Here is a 17,270-nt window from a genome sequence, read left to right on the forward strand (position 1 = left end):
TATCCGTAAAAAGTATTTTAATGAGATTGCAGTCTAGGGATTTTATTTTAGTGGCATTGCAGGCAATTCTTTTTGTCCTGTATATATTCGATCTGCATATTCTCGACCTAAGTTTTCCTTCTATCGCAAAGAATGTGGCTCTCATTCTATCGATCTTCGGAGTTTTAATTTTTATGGTGGCCATTTTACAGCTAAATAAGAACCTATCTCCATTTCCCTCCCCGCGAAAAAATTCACAGCTGGTGAAAAATGGTTTATATAAATATGTGAGACATCCCATTTATTCAGGAATTCTGATCGCACTCACAGGTTTTGCAATCTATACTTCTTCTGGATACAGAGTAATGCTGACTATAGTGTTATATATATTATTCGATATCAAATCAAATTATGAAGAAAAGCTTCTAACAAAACGTTATAAGGATTATAAAGAGTATCGAAGGAAGACCGGCAGGTTTTTTCCCAGGTTTTGACAAGAAAGATTCCGGAAGGCCAAAAAATGAATATATGCTGGCAGCAGCTGAGTAGAAGTAAAAAAATGTATTGGTCATTATTTCTTCACTGAAGGTGGAGGACCTAATTACTTAAATATAATTAGTAATTTTCTTTTCGGAGTCAAACCAATCAAACGTGATCATTTGCAACTTACAATGAACTAAAAACGCAGGTTGGATTTGAAATCATTAAAAATAGAGGGAACGTCATGGATGCTAAGGTCGCTGTTGATTATTCACTAACAGTTCTGTATCCTTGGGCGGGTATTATAACAAGTTAAAATCTAAGGATCTTGAAGAAAGTAATCGTCATTGGTGGAGGAATTATAGGACTTTGTTCCGCTTATTATCTACTAAAGGAAGGATATTCAGTTACTGTTATAGAAAAAGAGGATCTTACAAAAGGCGCATCGAATATCAATGCCGGTTTCATTGCTCCCAGCCATATCATTTCTTTAGCCTCTCCGGGAATGATCAATAAGGGGTTGAAAATGATGTGGAATAAGTCCAGTCCATTTTATATAAAACCGAGGTGGGATACGGAGTTCCTGGATTGGGCCTGGAAGTTTAAAAAATCATCAACCACTACAAAAGTGTCAAAATCAGTTCCTATACTCAAAGACTTGCTTTCTAAAAGCCAGGTCCTCTTTGAGGAATTGATCAGGGAAGTGGATTTTCCCATTCATTACGAAAAGAAAGGTCTATTATCGGTTTATAGCACCAATAAGACTGCTAAGGAAGAAATTGAAAAGGCCAGGAAAATTAAGGCGGAAGGTCTGGAAGTAGATTTGCTTAACCGTGAGGAAATACTGGAGTTACAGCCGTCTCTTTCAGATAAGGTCACCGGGGCAGTACACTATATCGATAATTCCCATGCAACTCCTAATACTTTCATGAGAAGCTTATATGAGTGGCTAAAGGGTGAGGGAGTCAAATTTAATCTGGAAGAAGAAGTATGTGATTTCGAAAAACAAGGGGAGAAGCTGATTGGTGTTAAAACTGAAAAGGATTTCTATACCGCAGATGAATTTATTCTATGTGCCGGAAGTTGGACTGCAGCCCTAGCGAGAAAGCTTGATCTTAAAATAGTTTTGCAGGGAGGAAAAGGCTACAGTATTGACGCGTTTAACGAGAATAAAATTAGTATACCTACTATTTTATGTGAAGCAAAGGTAGCTGTGACCCCTATGGACGGCTTTACCAGATTTGCAGGGACCATGGAATTTTCCGGACAGAATGAGATTATCAGGGCCGAAAGGGTTAAAGCGATAGTCAAAGCTGCCACCACATATTATAAAGATGTCGAGATTTCCGAAGCGGAGATAAAAGCTGCCCGGTCCGGCCTTAGACCCGTGTCTCCAGATGGTCTGCCCTATATTGGAAGACCTGGTAAATATCATAATCTTATTATTTCCACGGGTCACGCTATGATAGGATGGAGCCTGGGCCCGGTAACAGGTAAATTGGTCAGTGATATAATAGCCTCAAAAAGAACCGAGGTGAATATGGAACCTTTCTCACCAGAAAGGCGGTTTTAAATTAAAGTGGAGTCGGAGGGGCTTTCGCCTGTGGCGGCTTACCCATTAAATTCAGTCCTGCAATTACAACTGCCCATCCCTGCGGTCAGGGTGCTTTAAACCAAAAAATCCTGCACGAATAAATTCGGCAGGATTTCTCTGTTCTAAATCACAACGCAGTTGTGAATGATCGTGGAGTCGGAGGGGTTCGAACCCTCGTCCAAACAAGCAATTCAGCTGCTTTCTACACGTTTAGTCTTCAGTTGATTGTCGATGCAAAGCCGGTAGAAGACCACCAACTTTACACGTATCCTCGCTTAAATTTCAGGAACTCATCAAGGCCCTGAGCTCCCTATATTTACTTTATCGGTGCCTCTGATGTGGACGCCGTAAATCAAGGCTTCCACGAGACATCTTGGCTCCCTGTCTTACAGGGACTAAGAGTAACCTACTATGATTCGGTTACGCAGCCAAGGCGTAGTTATTCTCGCCGTTTAAAAAAGTCTGAAATATGAGATTTACGAGCTATATCCCAGCGCTCGACGTGCTTACAACTCAATTAGACTCGCTGTCAAAACCAAGTCGACCCCAGAATTTCAATGATCCTAGAAGGTGTATTTTTACCTTCAATCGGCTTCAAAGATACATAATAAATTATATCTTTGAGACACTTCATAACTACACAAAAGCTATACCATAATATGATCAAATTTGCCCTTATCAAAGAGCGAAAGACACCACCAGACAGACGGGTTGTTTTTTCTCCTAAGACCTTAAAGGAGGCGGCAGAAAAATTTCCGGAAGCAAGTTTCAAGATAGAGAGTTCTGATATTCGGATTTTTAGGGACGATGAATATAAGGCTGCCGGGTTTGAAGTAAGCGATGATGTGTCTGATTGTGATGTTTTATTAGGCGTAAAGGAAGTCCCTATTCCGGCGCTTATAGAGAACAAAAAGTATTTCTTTTTTTCGCATACAATCAAGAAACAGCCTTATAACAGGGATCTTTTGAGGGAAATATTAGAAAAGAACATCGAGCTCTATGATCATGAGGTTATCATCGATCAGAAAGGCGCCCGGCTCATAGGTTTTGGCAGATATGCGGGACTGGTGGGTGCCTACAATGGAATTAGAGGAATAGGTCTAAAGGAAAAGCTTTTTGAACTCCCTAAAGCTGATAACCTACCAGATCTTGATGCCATGCTGGCAGAACTTGATAAAGTTGAAATTCCTGCTTATAAATTTGTGCTTACCGGAAGCGGAAAGGTCGCTCATGGTGCAAGGGAGATCCTTGAACATTTAAAAATAAAACAGGTAAAGCCGGATACCTATCTGGAAAACGAATTTGATGAACCGGTTTTCTGTCATATTGATGTGCTTGATTATGCAAAAAGAAAGGATGGAGCGACAGGTAGCCGTAAAGAGTTTTATAAGGTCCCTGAGAATTATGATTCCGACTTCATGAAATTTTCCCAAACCAGCGATGTGTTTATTGCTGGGCATTTCTATGGTCAGGGAGCTCCTGTATTTTACTCAAAGGAAGATGTGAAACATAAAGATTTCCGCATAAAATATGTGGCAGATATCTCCTGTGATATAGCCGGTCCCATAGCAAGTACCATTAGACCTTCAACCATTGCCGATCCGTTTTACGGCTATGATCCCGAAACCGGTTCAGAAACAGCTTTTATGGATCCTAAATCCATAGCAGTGATGGCAGTAGATAACCTTCCCTGTGAATTGCCTAAAGATGCGAGTGAAGGATTTGGAGAGATGTTTCTGGAAAATGTGATGCCGGCTTTCTTTAATGATGATAAAGAGGGTATTTTAGGAAGGGCGAGGATGACAAAAGATGGAAAACTTACTCCGTTATATTCCTATTTACAAGATTATGTAAAGGGTAAGGAAATTGAAGAGGCTGAGTAATTCATATTATCCTTTCCTCCTTTTATTTTCATATAGCTGGATGTAATAGTTATCCAGCTCCCTGGAATCTTTATATTTTTTCCGCAATTCGATGAGTTTCGTTTTAAGTTCCTTTACAACATCCTGGTATTCCGGATCGTTATACACGTTGTTGAGTTCCTGTTTATCCTTCTTTCTATCATAAAGCTCCCAGTAATCACGATCGTAATAAAAATGTATCAGTTTATAGTCTTTGGTTGCAATACCATAATGTCTCTTTACAGCGTGTTCTCCCGGATATTCGTAATAATGGTAGTACACAGCCTCCCTGTCCCATTTCTCCTTTTCTCCTTTTAAAAGCGGAACCAGACTTTTGCCCTGCATGTCTTCAGGAGCTTCTACACCTGCAATCTCAAGGAATGTTTGTGCAAAATCGAGGTTCTGAACCATCTCGTCTTCTGTAGTGCCAGGAGTTATCTTATTTGGCCATTTGATGAGTAAAGGTGTTTTAAATGATTCGTCATACATGAATCGCTTATCAAACCAGCCATGTTCTCCAAGATAAAAACCCTGGTCTGAAGTATAGACTACGATCGTATTTTCGTCAAGATCATTTTCCTTCAGGTAATCGAGTACCCGGCCCACATTTTCATCAACCGCCGCGATGGTACCAAGGTAATCCTGCATATAGCGCTGATATTTCCAGACCATAAGGGTGGAATCGTTCATGGTAGGATAATTCTTTGCAAATTCACGATCTATAGGCCCATAAACTGCATCCCAGCTCGCTTTCTGCTTCGGGGTCATTCTTTTTGTCCTGTCTATAAACCTTCTCTCTTTGATATCAAGTTCATCTACTGTTTCCTTAGTGATCTTATTATCATAAGAAATGAGCATGTGATCCAGGATATTCATTTCCGCAGTTTTTGCGGCTACGCCCCTGTTTTTATAGTCATCAAAAAGGGTTTCAGGCAGAGGGAATTCTTTTTTAGTAAATTCTTTATAATGTCTTTCAGCAGGTAACCAGGAGCGATGAGGGGCCTTATGAAGGTACATCAGTAAAAAGGGTTTGTTTTTTTGCCTTCTGTTATCAAGCCAGTCGATCGTGAGATCTGTTATAATATCGGTAACATATCCAGTAATGGTGGTGTCGCCTTTATTGGTATGGAACTTTGGGTTATAATATCTTCCCTGACCTGGAAGTATTTTGAATTCATCAAATCCTTTAGGATTGTTACCGAAATGAAGCTTTCCGAACATGGCTGTTTGATAACCTGCTTTCTGAAGGATCTGCGGGAAGGTTACATTGGTAGTGTCGAAGGGATGAAGATTATCTATTTTTCCGTTAATATGAGTATGTTTACCAGTTAAAATTGTGGCTCTGGAAGGTGCGCAAATAGAGTTGGTCACACTGGCATTGGTAAAGAGCATACCTTCACTGGCAATTCTGTCAATATTGGGGGTTTTTATAAGTTTATCGCTATATGCGCTAATGGCCTGGTATGCATGATCATCGGCCATCATAAAAACTATATTTGGTCGTTTGGGACTTTCGGTGGTATCTTCGTTTTTAACCGTTTTACAGGAAATAATTGAAATAAGTAGAATACCAAAAAGAATAATGTTTATTCGGAAGGATGACATCGATCAGGATTTTAATAAGAATATCGAATATATACAAAATACGTAAAAAGTACATTTATTAGTATGAGAAAAGAACCCCTACTTATATTACTTGGTTTATTTCTAAGTCTCAATGCTGTGGCGCAGGTAAACCTCATGACTTACAATATCAAATATGCCAACGAAAATGATGGAGATAACAGCTGGTCCAAGCGCAAGGACTTTATTACAAATCAGCTGAAATTCTACGAACCTGATATTTTCGGAGTTCAGGAGGCAGTACTCGGGCAGCTTAATCATTTCACCTCACAGCTTAATGGATATGAGTTCATAGGAGAGGGTCGCGATGGTGGGGATGAAGGAGAATTTAGTGCCATTCTTTACAAGATCGGTAAATTTGACGTGCTGATTTCCGGTACCTTCTGGCTGGCAAAAGATATTACCAAACCATCTAAAGGCTGGGATGCAGCATTTCCGCGTATATGCACTTATGCATTATTTGAGGAAAAAGGATCCGGTAAAAAATTCTGGGTTTTCAATACTCATTTCGATCACAGGGGGAAAAAGGCAAGACGGGAAAGTGCAAAGCTTATCTTAAATAAAATAGAGCAGATCAACACCGCTGGGCTTCCGGCTATACTCATGGGAGATCTTAACCTTGAGCCCGATACAAAACCTATTCAGTTAATATCTGGAGAGTTGAAGGACTCCAGGAAAATTGCCAAAAATGTAGCATTTGGTTCAGTGGGAACTTTTAACGGCTATAAATTTCATGAGCCGGTAACTCGAAGGATCGATTATATTTTTGTGAACGATAAGGTTGAGGTTTTGAAATATGGAGTACTTACCGATTCAAAAGATCAGAAATACCCATCAGATCATTTCCCTGTTCTGATTACGGCAGAACTGGAGTAAAATTCTATAGCTGCAGTACATATGATTCCCAGACTATAGGCGAGTAGGTCCCATGTTGAAAAACTGCTGCCCAGTACTATCATTACAGGTTCCGGCGGCTGGTACTGCATTACTTTTACGATATTGATGATCTGGAAGAATTCAACGGCAAAAGAAAATATCAGAACGATCAGCAGTCCTTTGATTACTGAAATATTCAATATAGCCATTAAAAAACAATAGATCAGGATGACTACAAGGAAATCGCCGACGTAGGGCCTGACAAAATCATCCCTTACATATTTCGCGATGAGAATTTCGATGATCAGGAGGATTACAAATCCCAGAAAGTAATTAAGCCGGTTATTTCGATTTAGTCTTTTCATTCTGAAATTGAAAAATATGATTTTTTGTGATTCCGCAACCCAAAAATTCAGTCATTTATTTTTGAACAGTTCTGCCATACTTCTCCAGGCACTGGTTCAGTGAACCGCCTTCTTCGTGTATGCATTCACAAAAATGGTTGCAGGCTACAGCATCACTACTTTCAGGGCATTGAGCCTGGCAGTCTGAAATATGATTACGGGGCATCAGGGCTTTTAAATTTACCAGAATGATAATAGAAACGGTGACTGCCAGGCTTAGAAATATTCCCCCGAAAAACTTAAAAGGAAATTCTCTGGAATTACTGTTAGAATCAGGCAGCATCTGTCTGATCGTTGACCTTTTAAACGGTAAGATGAACTTCCACCGGTGATAATCCCAGCAGATCAGATAAAGATTCGCCATTACCATAAGTGGAGATGTAAGGATAGAACCATCAAACCTAACCGCCAGGGAAAGGATACAGATGTTCAGGATAATTGGGAAATAGATAAGAGCACCAAGTAGTGCAGTCCTTGGGATCAATAATAGAATTCCTGCCAGCATTTGAAGGATGCCAATGAAGGTATAATAGTAGCCCGTATGGAATAAGGCTTCTAAATAATGACCCATGGGATGGTTGTTGGAAAGCGATGTGAAACGCTCACCATTGACTTTCACAAAGCCTGCAAAAATAAATGCATATGCCAGGGCTATGCGTAGAAAAACAGTAAAATAGCCAGCCCATCGGTTCCTTCTTATATTGGCATGGAACTGGTCAAATATGGTAGTAATGTTCATTTATTGGATAGGTTATATTGGGAATGGAATTTCAGGTAGTTATGCGATCCAGCGATCTGATCTCTTTCTTATAGTCCGATGGAAGAATAAGCGATTTCAGTAATTTATCCAGATGAAAACTCCTGCTGAATTTGTATATTATAATTATGGGTTTTAGCAACGTCAGCCGATTTAAGCCCAGCATCTTTCTTACGGTTTTGGGAGTAATAAGTTTCTGGGTTTCAATCAGGAGGTTATACCTTATAAAACCCAGATGCTTTCTGTATTGGGAATAAAGATCTTCTGTGTATTTTCCATAGTATAAGTGTTTCTCCATGTGTTGTTCCCGCATTCTTTCAAAATGAGTGAAATTTTCGGGAAGTTCTTTGATGCCCATTTGGCGACCCACCTCATGGAAAACTTTAAAGACCTCTTCCTTTTCTTCAATCTTTAATAGTCGTTCCAGGATTTCAAAGGATCGGATAGAATAATCGATCAACATAAATAGTACATCTCGGTAAGCCCAGTCAGGAATATTTTTTCCGCGTTTATTTTCTACTGAAGAATGGATATGGTTCATCCTTTCAATAGTCATAATGGCCGAATGTTTATCGGAAAAAACTATTTCCCTGGCATAGGAAACCGTGGAGAATAACCTTCCGAGCGGATCTTTTGGGAGCTTTCCTGTAAAATAGAGCCAGTCTACCGCCTTGTTAAGGGCAAATTCTGCCGAGGCTCCCGCGAAAATGAACAGGATCGTATCACTTTTACCCCAGATCTCCCTGACGATCGAATCTTTAGCTACAAAATTTTCCTTCTCCATGATTTCAGTTTTAAAGTGAGTCGATTATTTTGGGGTAATAACCTTCTGCAATAGTCCTTCCTGCCAGTGTTACCCAGATCAGAATAAGGCCGAGTATCACTTTGATATAATAAGAGATACTGAATCTAAATAAATCTTTCATCAATATATTAACCGGAGGAAAATATATTACTGCAATAGCTACATAAGTCATTCCAAGACCGGGATCATTGCCCCGAAAAAGATTCAATAGCCCTATAGGAAGTACAAATACTGCAAATATCCAGCTAACAATAGACGCGATGTTGAAAGAATCTGCCATAATCATAGCTTTAATAGTATTAGGTGCCGGCAAATACGGTCCCGAAAATGCCGACTGCAAGTTCAGCCCAGATAAGGAAAAAGATCAGAAGAATGGCGCCAATGGCAATTACCCGGTTCTTTGAAGACGAAACGATACTAATCGTTAATTCAATTCCCATTCCTGTGGCCAACAATAGAATACCCATTATCAGGAAATCGGTAAATGACCATGCTATTTCATTGGTGAACTGCATTGCTATGATAGGGATCAAAAGTAAGATCCCAACAATACTTAGGATAATTAAAAGTCTTTTAGTTTTCATAATCTATGATTTTTAATTGGTTATTTATTTAAAGCCGAAAAGAAACGGAAATACGAATACCACTATGCATATCCATACCAGGTAAACGGGCAGGTAAGCGGCAATAGCTTTTTCTACGATGCTGACTTCTGATTTTTTAAAAAGGATCTTGAAGAGCCTTAAAGCGATTATAATTAAATGGACTAGAAATAAAATATTTATGCCAAGAATGGCCAACCGATTGGGAGTAAATCCCCATTCTGAAATTCTGAACAGAATGGCTGAAAGGGCCACAGCGTTTACAATAATAGTAACAACCGATAGCGGTAGAAGAACCCATAATGAGGAGAGTTTTCCTTTTTTAATACTTTCAGCAACCGAAAAGAAGATCAGTGCTATAACCCCTGTTAGAAGCAGGTTGAAGATGAGAAGAAACTCCCGGTCGTTGTAAGGGTCTTTGCCTGAATAAATTATGGCGCCCAGGTAAATTATTAGCATCACCAGAACCAGCGGACTGAATATTTTCGCAATGACCGGTGAAACCTTATTCACGAGTTGCGGATTGGTGTGTGTTAGGAATGTGGCAAAAATAGGAATTGCAGGCAGGCCAAAGAGCACTATATATCGGAAATAGAACTCTTCGATCTCCATGCCAATCAGATTAAAAAGTCCGAGGGTAATGCCACTCATTAAAATTCCGGCCAGCACTAATATTGCACTCATCACCAGAAGGTCCCCGTTAAACCTTAAAAACCTGAGTCTATTCCCAAAATCATGAATCTTATCAGCTGTGAAGGATAGTCCAAATGTCATCCATAATAGTAAAGGAGTATGTATACAGGCAAGCAGGAGGGTGTCACTGGTTTCAGCAGAACCTGGAAGTATATTAATGTAGATAAGACCAGCAAGGAATATTGAGGTTACGATCGCAATATTTTTAGTGGTTAAATTATTTTTCCAGCAGAAATAAGCCGTTAAAAACGGAAAAACAAGAAAGCTTATATTCCGGCTGTAATAGAATTCTTCACTGATCGTAAAGATATCAGGTAATTTGGCCAATATACCGGCGATCAGAGAAGCGAAAATAACAAACACCCATTCGCTCTTGGTTCCCCAGGAAATCTCATCCGATTCATAGTTCAGTCTTTCATACCAGAACCCGGCAACCGGCCTTTCTTTAACCTGTGTATAGATTTCAAGAAATTCCTTTTTAAAATCTTTTTTGTCAGACCTGTATAGTCTCTCAAGGAAACCCGGGTTGTCTATGTTGGTAATAATTTCGCTTCTCATGATTTTATTTTTTTGTTTAATCTTAAAGAACTTTGAAATACAAAGTGGAAGATTAAAAAAATTTAGGTTTCTTTTTTATTGATGTTCACATCGGTACTTAATAGTTTTTCCAAAGCATCCAGGTGTGCCTGAAAGGCTTTTCTCCCCGTTTCTGTAGCCAGGTAACGGGTATTGGGTTTTCTGTCTATGAAGGATTTCTCCACTTTTATATATTTCTTTTTTTCAAGGGCTTTTGTGTGGCTGGCGATATTGCCATCTGTGGCCCCTAAAAGTTCTTTAAGGGTTTTAAAATCGGCAAATTCATTTACCATCAGCACACTCATAATACCGAGGCGTACCCTGTGATCAAAGGCTTTATTTATATTGCTTATTATATTTTTCATTAAGCACTTTTTCGGTCATATTTATTGTACATCCATACGCCGTAAATTATATGAAAGACTCCGAAACCGACTGCCCAGAAATATATTCCATATCCTGGGAACTGAGTGGCGATAAGTCCAAGGATAAGGTTGGAATAGCCCAGGCTTTTAAGATCTCCAAAGGTATATTTACTGCCATGAATGAGGGCTAAACCATAAAAAATTAACATGCTGGGAGCAATGAGGCCTGCAAGGCCATATTGAAGTAAAACCAGGCAGAAAATACCACCTGAAAACAGCGGGGCAAAGAAGTTAATTACCAGTCTTTTTGTAGTACTGTCCCATATCTTCTGGTCATTCCTTTTTGCCTTCTGCGTGGTAAGATAGATAGCTGTGCCCAAAGCCAGGACAAGTACTGCGATAGCTACCAGAAAAAGTTCTGTAGTTATCTCAGGGTTCAGAGAAGAATTATAATCCAGGTCGTGCTCCGAAAGAATGTTTCTTGCGATCACTGCGCCAATGAGTGCATAGCATCCGGCAAATACTCCCGCCAGGCCGCTAAGAGAGATAAAACGGGACGAGCGATCCATCATCTGTTTGATCTCACTTATGTCCCGAAGATACTTTTCGTTTTCCATTTTAAAGTACTTTGAAAAACAAAGTAAAATAAAAAACTTCAATTTTTGATAATAAATTTTAAAAATTTAATTCCACTTTGACTAAAAGGATAATAACAAAGCCCCTCAATTTGAATGGCTTTTAAATTCTATAGGTCCAATTGCAGGAAACTAAAATTGGTCGAATGCAATTATTTCACTATCCAAAGTGGAATTTTAAGTGTACGGTCAAAAAGTTCATCGGTAACACTACCCACCAAAAGAGAAGAAAAAACATTTCCGCCTTTATCACCCACCACTAAGAGATCTGCACCGGATTTTTCAGCTTCGATGGTCATTTTCTCAGCAATACTGGCTTCGCGGCCCCGAATTACTTTCATTTCACAGTCGGTAATTTTATTCTTTTTTAAGAATTTTTCAAATTTTTCCCTGGTATGCTTTTCAATCTTAGGTACTATTTCTTCCTTATTGAGATAGGGGGTGAATTGTACCGGAACATTATAGATATTTACTGCGGTGATCTTTGCGTCGGTATGGTTGGCGAGGATTGAAGTCAGTTGAAACACCTTGGCAGATTCCTTGGAAAAATCGGTTCCACCCCAGATATTACCCATACTTAGCCCCGGATTTTCGGGAACAGATAGAATGTCACATTTGAGTAATCTCATTAATTTATCAGAAACTATTCCCGTTCCCTGGTTCTTGGATTTATTACCTACCATCACCAGGTCTATTTTATATTTGTTAGCTATATAATTTATAAGGGATTCGGTATAGGGGTCTTCAGAAATAAGAACCTTTGAAGGAGTTTCAGCCTTAAAAAGAGTTGCAACCTTTTCATCAAGTTCATCACTGATCAATTTTTCCAGATTGAAATTCTTCAGTTGTTCCTGAAACAGATCAGATATCTCATATTTTTTTATGTTATGCACAAAATAAATCTTTTTCGGTTTTAAGGTTTCCGCTAAAAATGAAGCATACCGGATTATATCTGTATCGGTTGAGGTAAGGTCAAGGGCTACAAGGATGTTATCTATATTTTTCATGATTATTCTGTTTTACCTGATTCTTGAAGATTTCTTTTGTTCACTATTTCAGATACGATCTCCTCATAATTTTCCATCTGTTTTTCAGATTTTCTCTCATTCAGTTTTTTCAGGTCTTCATTCAAACCTTTGTATAGGGAATAGCACATTAAGAGTAAAATAACAGCAAAGGGTAACCCGGTGACTATGGTCGCTGTTTGTAAAGCCTGCAAACCGCCACCAACCAGAAGCACAGCGGCTACGGTTCCCTCGGTTACCGCCCAGAAAATTCGCTGTCCTACCGGCGCATCTATCTTTCCTCCCGAAGTAAGACTGTCTACTACAAGAGATCCGGAATCGGACGAGGTAATAAAAAATCCGGCAATAAGTAAAACTGCGACTACATTAATGATCATAGATAATGGATAATCCTGGAAAAAAACGAACAGGGCTGTAGCGATATCATCATTTACGGCCTCGCTAATCACATCATTTCCAGACATGATCTGGTCTATAGCTACACTACCAAATGCAGACATCCAGAAGAATGTTAACAGCGAAGGAACCAGTAATACTCCTAAAATAAATTCCCTGATCGTTCTTCCTTTAGATATTCGTGCTATGAACATCCCAACAAAAGGGGACCAGCCTATCCACCAGCCCCAGTAGAATACGGTCCAGGCGTTCTGCCAGCTCCCACTGGTAAAGGTTTCACTCCAGGTAGCTATCTCCAGAAAGTTAAAAAGATAACTTCCTGTGTTTTGGACAAATGATCTGAATATAAACAGTGTTGGTCCCAGGATTACTGCCAATATGAGGAGTACTACCGCGATTCTCATATTCCATTCACTAAGAATTTTTACTCCCTTGTCTACACCCAGAATTACCGAGATGGTTGCAATAGCAGTGATTATGGCTATGATCAGAATTTGAGTCGTGGTGCCGTCAGGTAATCCAAACACATGATTTAATCCTGAAGCGATCTGCTGTACACCAAATCCCAGGGAAGTTGCCAGTCCGAAAACCGTGGCCAGCACCGCAAAAATATCAATGATATCTCCAATTCTTCCGTAGATACGGTCGCCGAGAAAAGGATAGAAAATAGACCTGATTGTTAATGGCAGCCCGCGGGTATAGGTGAAGTAGCTTAGAGAAAGCCCCACCAGTGCATAAACAGCCCAGGCATGAAAGCCCCAGTGTAAAAAGGTGAAATTCATTGCTTCCTGTGCTGCTGCCGCAGTTCCGGCTTCTGCAATGGGAGGAGAATTAAAATGCATTACCGGTTCACCAACACTAAAAAATAAAAGTCCTATTCCCATTCCTGCACTGAAGAGCATGGCGAACCAGGAAAGGGTTTTGAATTCCGGTTTGGCATTCTGGCCACCAATACGAAGTTTTCCAAACCGGCCCAGGGCCAGATAAATGAGGAATACGAAAAAGATATTTATCGCGAGGATAAAGAACCAGTCAGCATTTTCTGCTACAGAGTGCTGCAGATCTTCAAAAAAGCTTTCTGCCTGTTTTTTATAAATTAAGGTTAATACTATGCTTATAATGATAAAGATGGAAGAGGTGAAAAATACCGGCCCGTTAATTTCCAGTCCGAATATGGATTTCTTCTCATCACTTCTGGTAACTTTCTCTGCCATAAATCTAGTTTCTGGTAGTTATTAAAAATAATAACCAATATTAATATTGAATCTTGCTTCCCATTTTGCATCAGGATTACCTACGGAGAAATCGTTTACAAAATTTCCTCCCAGCCAGGATTGATTATATCCGGCTGCGTAATCTATATAAGTGTATACATGTCCAGCACTCACCAGAACGCCGGTTACATTCATAAATGAATCTTCAAATGATTTTACCTTTTTGTCCATAAATCCGAAGTCATTATAGAACTGAAGATTACTTATTGGGCCTAATTTTACAGGAATGCTTTTTGAAAAAGCCAGGGTATAAATATTGAAATCTGATGCTACTTCATAAGGAACTCCATATGCCCCCATTTGAATCACATCATCAGACTCTTCCGGTAGGTTTTTAGGGTCATGATTAATGATCATTCCCTGCAATTTGAAATTCCAGTTCCTGAAATCTAATTCATAATGTAGAGCCAGACCGTTGTGTGATCCGGTTTCTTTAGTATCCAGGTTGTATAATCCGCCATATTGAGCTGAAAGGCCCAGACGGTTTTTTATCGAATCCCCGAACTTATAGATCAGTTTTCCATTTACCTGGTTCACTTCTTTATTTCTTCCAACTACATCATAGGAGTATCTGTTGGAAGAAGATTCGGTATCTCCGCCAAAACGTAATTCTTCAGAATTTTTATAGAATGCCAGGTCATATTCGAAATTATCACCTGTATGTAAATATTTAATCCCCATATCATGATCGTCCTCTAAACCAAAATAATAGGTAAGGTTGAAAAACCAATTGTGGGAATTGTATTGTTGTATCCCGAAGGGAACCTGGCTTAATCCAATTTGTATCTCATCCTTGTCATTAAATCTATATCCAACCCAGCCTTGTTTCATGAAGCCACCTCCAAAAGCTTCGGAGTAAAGCCGGTATTCAGCATTTAAATAAAGATCTTTCCATGCAGCGTCGAAGTTGATTCTAAACATATCATAGCCAAAATCTCCTCCCCGTTCTTTCTGTCCGTCTTTCCAGGAAGACAGGTTATAATTGAATCTTAACGCACCACCAACATGGATTTCAGGCTTTTCCTGAGCTTGAACCTGATTTCCCGGTACCAGTAAAAATACCGGAAATAAAAATCCAGCCAGTAAGATTCCGGCAATTTTCGAAAAATAACTTCGCATGGAAGGGAAATATCAGATGAATTCTTAATGTACTCTGAAAATCTCTCTTTAGGCGAAAGCGTTCTTAAATTTTGTGAAAGTTTTTAGATTTCGTTCACCGTTTTTCTTATAGCTGTAAGATTGCTTAGGAGTTTTTCCAGATGTGAAAGATTAAGCATATTAGCACCGTCACTTTTAGCATTTGCAGGGTCGAAGTGGGTTTCAATAAATAATCCGTCAACGTTATTTACGATTCCGGCACGTGCAATGGTCTCGATCATATCAGGTCGACCGCCGGTTACTCCGCTACTCTGATTTGGCTGCTGTAATGAATGAGTGACATCCAGAACAGTTGGTGCAAATTCACGCATGGTCGGGATACCTCTGAAATCAACGATCAGATCTTGGTAGCCGAACATGGTTCCGCGATCGGTAACCATTACTTGCTCATTATTGCAATCGGTAACCTTGGTCACGGCATGTTTCATACTTTCGGGACTCATAAACTGTCCTTTTTTAAGATTTACGGCTTTTCCGGTTTCGGCTGCCGCCACAACAAGATCGGTTTGTCTTACCAGGAAAGCAGGGATCTGTAGAACATCTACATATTCAGCGGCCAACTGGGCATCGCTGATTTCATGTATATCTGTTACTGTAGGTATATTAAAGGTCTCTGATACTTTTCGTAAAATCTTCAGTGCCTTTTCATCGCCAATACCAGTAAAACTGTCTATCCGGCTTCTGTTTGCCTTTTTAAAAGAGCCTTTAAAAACATAGGGAATCTCTAATTTATCAGTGATCCCAACAACCTTTTCGGCAATTCTCAAAGCCATGTCTTCTCCTTCTATTGCACAAGGGCCCGAAAGCAGAAAGAAATTATCAGATTTTGTATGTTTTATATTAGGAATTTTACTTAAATCCATTCTGTTCAATTTTGCTGCAAAGATAACTTAATTAATCTCGCATTGCAATCTGCACTAAATTTCAAAAAACCAAATAATTGGAGCTTATTTTCTGTAAATTAGAATCATGTGTAACCAAAAATTTCTCAGTTATGAAAATCCATGAATTCCTAATCCCTCAATTGCAGCAGGAAGTGGCCCTGACTGAAAAATTCCTAAAAAGGATACCAGAGGATAAACTGGACTGGAAACCTCATAAAAAATCCATGACTATACGTCAGCTTGCCAATCACCTTGGTGAAATACCTTCCTGGATAACCGGAACCATGAATGCCGGGGAAATGGACATGAAAGCATACAAGCCAACAGATCATGCCACCATAGAGGAAATAATAAAGGAGTTGAAGGCGAATGCGGCGGAAGCAGAGAAGTCTTTGAAAAAATCTGATGATGAATTTGAAAGGATGTGGAAAATGACCAATGATGGGGAGATCATCTTTGAAATGCCAAAATTTAACGTGCTTCAATCTACCGTGATGAACCAGTTTCCACATCACCGGGCTCAACTCGGAGTTTATTTCAGGCTACTGGATATTTCGGTTCCGGCCACTTATGGTCCTTCGGCTGATGAACAGGAATAAAAAACCGCTAAAAAAGCGGTTTTTCTAATATTTCTATGATAGTTTACTGAATAGAAAGTTCTAGTTCTCCACATGCTACCGGTGTTGTTGGTACATATGCGTCATCACTATCATTCATGCCATGTAGAACGATCACCCTGTTTTGAAGGGCAGCAAGATCCTCGGCGGTTGGGTTGCCGTTTTCTCCAAGTATGAAGGTTTTTTCATAACTGATATTTCCATTTGCATCTGCCGTTGGGAAATCACCTAAAGGTAGTATTACGTCTCCATAGAAAGGTGCGCCTTCAGGGATTGTAATAATTCCATCCTCATTTGTATCGGCAGATTCTGGTGGACAGGTCGCATTTTCCTCTCCATTCTCCAGGCCGTGGATATGCTGTGGGTGAGCTTCTCCCGGAGTCATTCCCTGAGCTTCTACCACCACTGTAAGGTTGTCACCTTCTACAGTAATTGCTGCGGTACCGTTGGCACCGGAATCATTAATTTCAGATAACTGAGCGGTAAAATTGAAAGTTTCTTCTATCACCTGGTTGTCGTCATCGTCATCACAGCTAACGAAACCTAATAATAGAATTGATAAGAATAAAGTTTTGATGATTTTCATAATAATTTTTTTGTTTGGTTTCAAAACTATGTGTCGATAC

19 protein-coding genes and 1 other RNA gene are annotated in these 17,270 nt (G+C 39.5%); 5 read left to right on the forward strand and 15 right to left on the reverse strand.

Annotated features, from left to right (window positions below; all coding sequences use genetic code 11):
* Window positions 1–20 precede the first annotated feature (20 nt).
* Window positions 21–473: a methyltransferase family protein gene (locus tag NE848_RS01225; RefSeq protein WP_252110396.1), complete on the forward strand. Its 453-nt coding sequence runs from the start codon at window positions 21–23 to the stop codon at window positions 471–473.
* A 314-nt stretch (window positions 474–787) separates the two neighbouring features.
* Complete coding sequence (locus NE848_RS01230; protein ID WP_279343948.1) at window positions 788–2,032, forward strand: NAD(P)/FAD-dependent oxidoreductase; 1,245 nt, start codon at window positions 788–790, stop codon at window positions 2,030–2,032.
* A gap of 169 nt (window positions 2,033–2,201) precedes the next feature.
* Here the strand turns inward: NE848_RS01230 and ssrA are convergent.
* Window positions 2,202–2,601: a transfer-messenger RNA gene (gene ssrA / locus NE848_RS01235) on the reverse strand.
* Between the two features lie 111 nt (window positions 2,602–2,712).
* On the opposite strand from ssrA, the gene NE848_RS01240 reads away from it, so the two are divergent.
* Entirely contained in the window at window positions 2,713–3,936 is a 1,224-nt protein-coding gene (locus tag NE848_RS01240) for an NAD(P)-dependent oxidoreductase (protein ID WP_252110397.1), read from the forward strand.
* Between the two features lie 6 nt (window positions 3,937–3,942).
* Here NE848_RS01240 and NE848_RS01245 read toward each other — a convergent pair whose 3' ends face one another.
* Window positions 3,943–5,559 (reverse strand): sulfatase family protein, encoded by a 1,617-nt coding sequence (locus tag NE848_RS01245; protein ID WP_252110398.1) that lies wholly within the window; start codon window positions 5,557–5,559, stop codon window positions 3,943–3,945.
* Between the two features lie 63 nt (window positions 5,560–5,622).
* Between NE848_RS01245 and NE848_RS01250 the strand changes: the two genes are divergently transcribed.
* Window positions 5,623–6,453, forward strand: coding sequence for an endonuclease/exonuclease/phosphatase family protein (locus NE848_RS01250; protein ID WP_252110399.1), 831 nt, complete (start codon window positions 5,623–5,625; stop codon window positions 6,451–6,453).
* Here NE848_RS01250 and NE848_RS01255 read toward each other — a convergent pair.
* The 12 genes from NE848_RS01255 to kdsA all read right to left on the reverse strand — a co-directional run bounded on the left by NE848_RS01255 (window position 6,417) and on the right by kdsA (window position 16,006).
* Window positions 6,417–6,818 carry a ribosomal maturation YjgA family protein gene (locus NE848_RS01255; RefSeq protein WP_252110400.1) on the reverse strand — a complete coding sequence of 134 codons (402 nt, stop codon included), beginning with the start codon at window positions 6,816–6,818 and terminating at the stop codon, window positions 6,417–6,419. The genes NE848_RS01250 and NE848_RS01255 overlap by 37 nt on opposite strands.
* Before the next feature lie 55 nt (window positions 6,819–6,873).
* The gene (locus tag NE848_RS01260) at window positions 6,874–7,596 is read right to left on the reverse strand and encodes a DoxX family protein (RefSeq protein ID WP_252110401.1); all 723 of its coding nucleotides are present in this window, start codon (window positions 7,594–7,596) and stop codon (window positions 6,874–6,876) included.
* A gap of 31 nt (window positions 7,597–7,627) precedes the next feature.
* Window positions 7,628–8,398, reverse strand: coding sequence for an oxygenase MpaB family protein (locus NE848_RS01265; RefSeq protein ID WP_252110402.1), 771 nt, complete (start codon window positions 8,396–8,398; stop codon window positions 7,628–7,630).
* Between the two features lie 10 nt (window positions 8,399–8,408).
* A complete protein-coding gene (locus tag NE848_RS01270; RefSeq protein WP_252110403.1) occupies window positions 8,409–8,699 on the reverse strand; it encodes a hypothetical protein in 291 nt (96 codons plus the stop codon).
* A 19-nt stretch (window positions 8,700–8,718) separates the two neighbouring features.
* Window positions 8,719–9,003: a hypothetical protein gene (locus NE848_RS01275; RefSeq protein WP_252110404.1), complete on the reverse strand. Its 285-nt coding sequence runs from the start codon at window positions 9,001–9,003 to the stop codon at window positions 8,719–8,721.
* Window positions 9,004–9,027: 24 nt separating this feature from the next.
* A complete protein-coding gene (locus NE848_RS01280) occupies window positions 9,028–10,272 on the reverse strand; it encodes a hypothetical protein (RefSeq protein WP_252110405.1) in 1,245 nt (414 codons plus the stop codon).
* A gap of 62 nt (window positions 10,273–10,334) precedes the next feature.
* A complete protein-coding gene (locus NE848_RS01285; protein ID WP_252110406.1) occupies window positions 10,335–10,655 on the reverse strand; it encodes a winged helix-turn-helix domain-containing protein in 321 nt (106 codons plus the stop codon).
* Window positions 10,655–11,272 (reverse strand): hypothetical protein, encoded by a 618-nt coding sequence (locus NE848_RS01290; RefSeq protein ID WP_252110407.1) that lies wholly within the window; start codon window positions 11,270–11,272, stop codon window positions 10,655–10,657. Before NE848_RS01290 ends, NE848_RS01285 begins: the two co-directional genes overlap by 1 nt.
* 170 nt (window positions 11,273–11,442) lie before the next feature.
* Window positions 11,443–12,297: a universal stress protein gene (locus tag NE848_RS01295; RefSeq protein ID WP_252110408.1), complete on the reverse strand. Its 855-nt coding sequence runs from the start codon at window positions 12,295–12,297 to the stop codon at window positions 11,443–11,445.
* Between the two features lie 2 nt (window positions 12,298–12,299).
* A complete protein-coding gene (locus NE848_RS01300) occupies window positions 12,300–13,925 on the reverse strand; it encodes a BCCT family transporter (protein WP_252110409.1) in 1,626 nt (541 codons plus the stop codon).
* A gap of 21 nt (window positions 13,926–13,946) precedes the next feature.
* A complete protein-coding gene (locus NE848_RS01305) occupies window positions 13,947–15,104 on the reverse strand; it encodes a hypothetical protein (RefSeq protein WP_252110410.1) in 1,158 nt (385 codons plus the stop codon).
* 83 nt (window positions 15,105–15,187) lie between these two features.
* Window positions 15,188–16,006 carry a 3-deoxy-8-phosphooctulonate synthase gene (gene kdsA, locus NE848_RS01310; RefSeq protein ID WP_252110411.1) on the reverse strand — a complete coding sequence of 273 codons (819 nt, stop codon included), beginning with the start codon at window positions 16,004–16,006 and terminating at the stop codon, window positions 15,188–15,190.
* 131 nt (window positions 16,007–16,137) lie between these two features.
* Between kdsA and NE848_RS01315 the strand changes: the two genes are divergently transcribed.
* Window positions 16,138–16,626 (forward strand): DinB family protein, encoded by a 489-nt coding sequence (locus NE848_RS01315; protein WP_252110412.1) that lies wholly within the window; start codon window positions 16,138–16,140, stop codon window positions 16,624–16,626.
* 43 nt (window positions 16,627–16,669) lie between these two features.
* Here NE848_RS01315 and NE848_RS01320 read toward each other — a convergent pair whose 3' ends face one another.
* Entirely contained in the window at window positions 16,670–17,230 is a 561-nt protein-coding gene (locus NE848_RS01320) for a superoxide dismutase family protein (protein WP_252110413.1), read from the reverse strand.
* Between the last annotated feature and the right edge of the window lie 40 nt (window positions 17,231–17,270).

This window comes from Gramella jeungdoensis, from assembly GCF_023805255.1.
Lineage (GTDB): Bacteria > Bacteroidota > Bacteroidia > Flavobacteriales > Flavobacteriaceae > Christiangramia > Christiangramia jeungdoensis.

Excerpts from the sequence above, each read along its gene's own strand:
- NE848_RS01225 (WP_252110396.1), top strand. The coding sequence starts at position 21 with ATGAGATTGCAGTCTAGGGATTTTATTTTAGTGGCATTGCAGGCAATT.
- NE848_RS01240 (WP_252110397.1), top strand. The coding sequence starts at position 2,713 with ATGATCAAATTTGCCCTTATCAAAGAGCGAAAGACACCACCAGACAGA.
- NE848_RS01245 (WP_252110398.1), bottom strand. The coding sequence starts at position 5,559 with ATGTCATCCTTCCGAATAAACATTATTCTTTTTGGTATTCTACTTATT.
- NE848_RS01250 (WP_252110399.1), top strand. The coding sequence starts at position 5,623 with ATGAGAAAAGAACCCCTACTTATATTACTTGGTTTATTTCTAAGTCTC.
- NE848_RS01255 (WP_252110400.1), bottom strand. The coding sequence starts at position 6,818 with ATGAAAAGACTAAATCGAAATAACCGGCTTAATTACTTTCTGGGATTT.
- NE848_RS01260 (WP_252110401.1), bottom strand. The coding sequence starts at position 7,596 with ATGAACATTACTACCATATTTGACCAGTTCCATGCCAATATAAGAAGG.
- NE848_RS01265 (WP_252110402.1), bottom strand. The coding sequence starts at position 8,398 with ATGGAGAAGGAAAATTTTGTAGCTAAAGATTCGATCGTCAGGGAGATC.
- NE848_RS01270 (WP_252110403.1), bottom strand. The coding sequence starts at position 8,699 with ATGGCAGATTCTTTCAACATCGCGTCTATTGTTAGCTGGATATTTGCA.
- NE848_RS01275 (WP_252110404.1), bottom strand. The coding sequence starts at position 9,003 with ATGAAAACTAAAAGACTTTTAATTATCCTAAGTATTGTTGGGATCTTA.
- NE848_RS01280 (WP_252110405.1), bottom strand. The coding sequence starts at position 10,272 with ATGAGAAGCGAAATTATTACCAACATAGACAACCCGGGTTTCCTTGAG.
- NE848_RS01285 (WP_252110406.1), bottom strand. The coding sequence starts at position 10,655 with ATGAAAAATATAATAAGCAATATAAATAAAGCCTTTGATCACAGGGTA.
- NE848_RS01290 (WP_252110407.1), bottom strand. The coding sequence starts at position 11,272 with ATGGAAAACGAAAAGTATCTTCGGGACATAAGTGAGATCAAACAGATG.
- NE848_RS01295 (WP_252110408.1), bottom strand. The coding sequence starts at position 12,297 with ATGAAAAATATAGATAACATCCTTGTAGCCCTTGACCTTACCTCAACC.
- NE848_RS01300 (WP_252110409.1), bottom strand. The coding sequence starts at position 13,925 with ATGGCAGAGAAAGTTACCAGAAGTGATGAGAAGAAATCCATATTCGGA.
- NE848_RS01305 (WP_252110410.1), bottom strand. The coding sequence starts at position 15,104 with ATGCGAAGTTATTTTTCGAAAATTGCCGGAATCTTACTGGCTGGATTT.
- kdsA (WP_252110411.1), bottom strand. The coding sequence starts at position 16,006 with ATGGATTTAAGTAAAATTCCTAATATAAAACATACAAAATCTGATAAT.
- NE848_RS01315 (WP_252110412.1), top strand. The coding sequence starts at position 16,138 with ATGAAAATCCATGAATTCCTAATCCCTCAATTGCAGCAGGAAGTGGCC.
- NE848_RS01320 (WP_252110413.1), bottom strand. The coding sequence starts at position 17,230 with ATGAAAATCATCAAAACTTTATTCTTATCAATTCTATTATTAGGTTTC.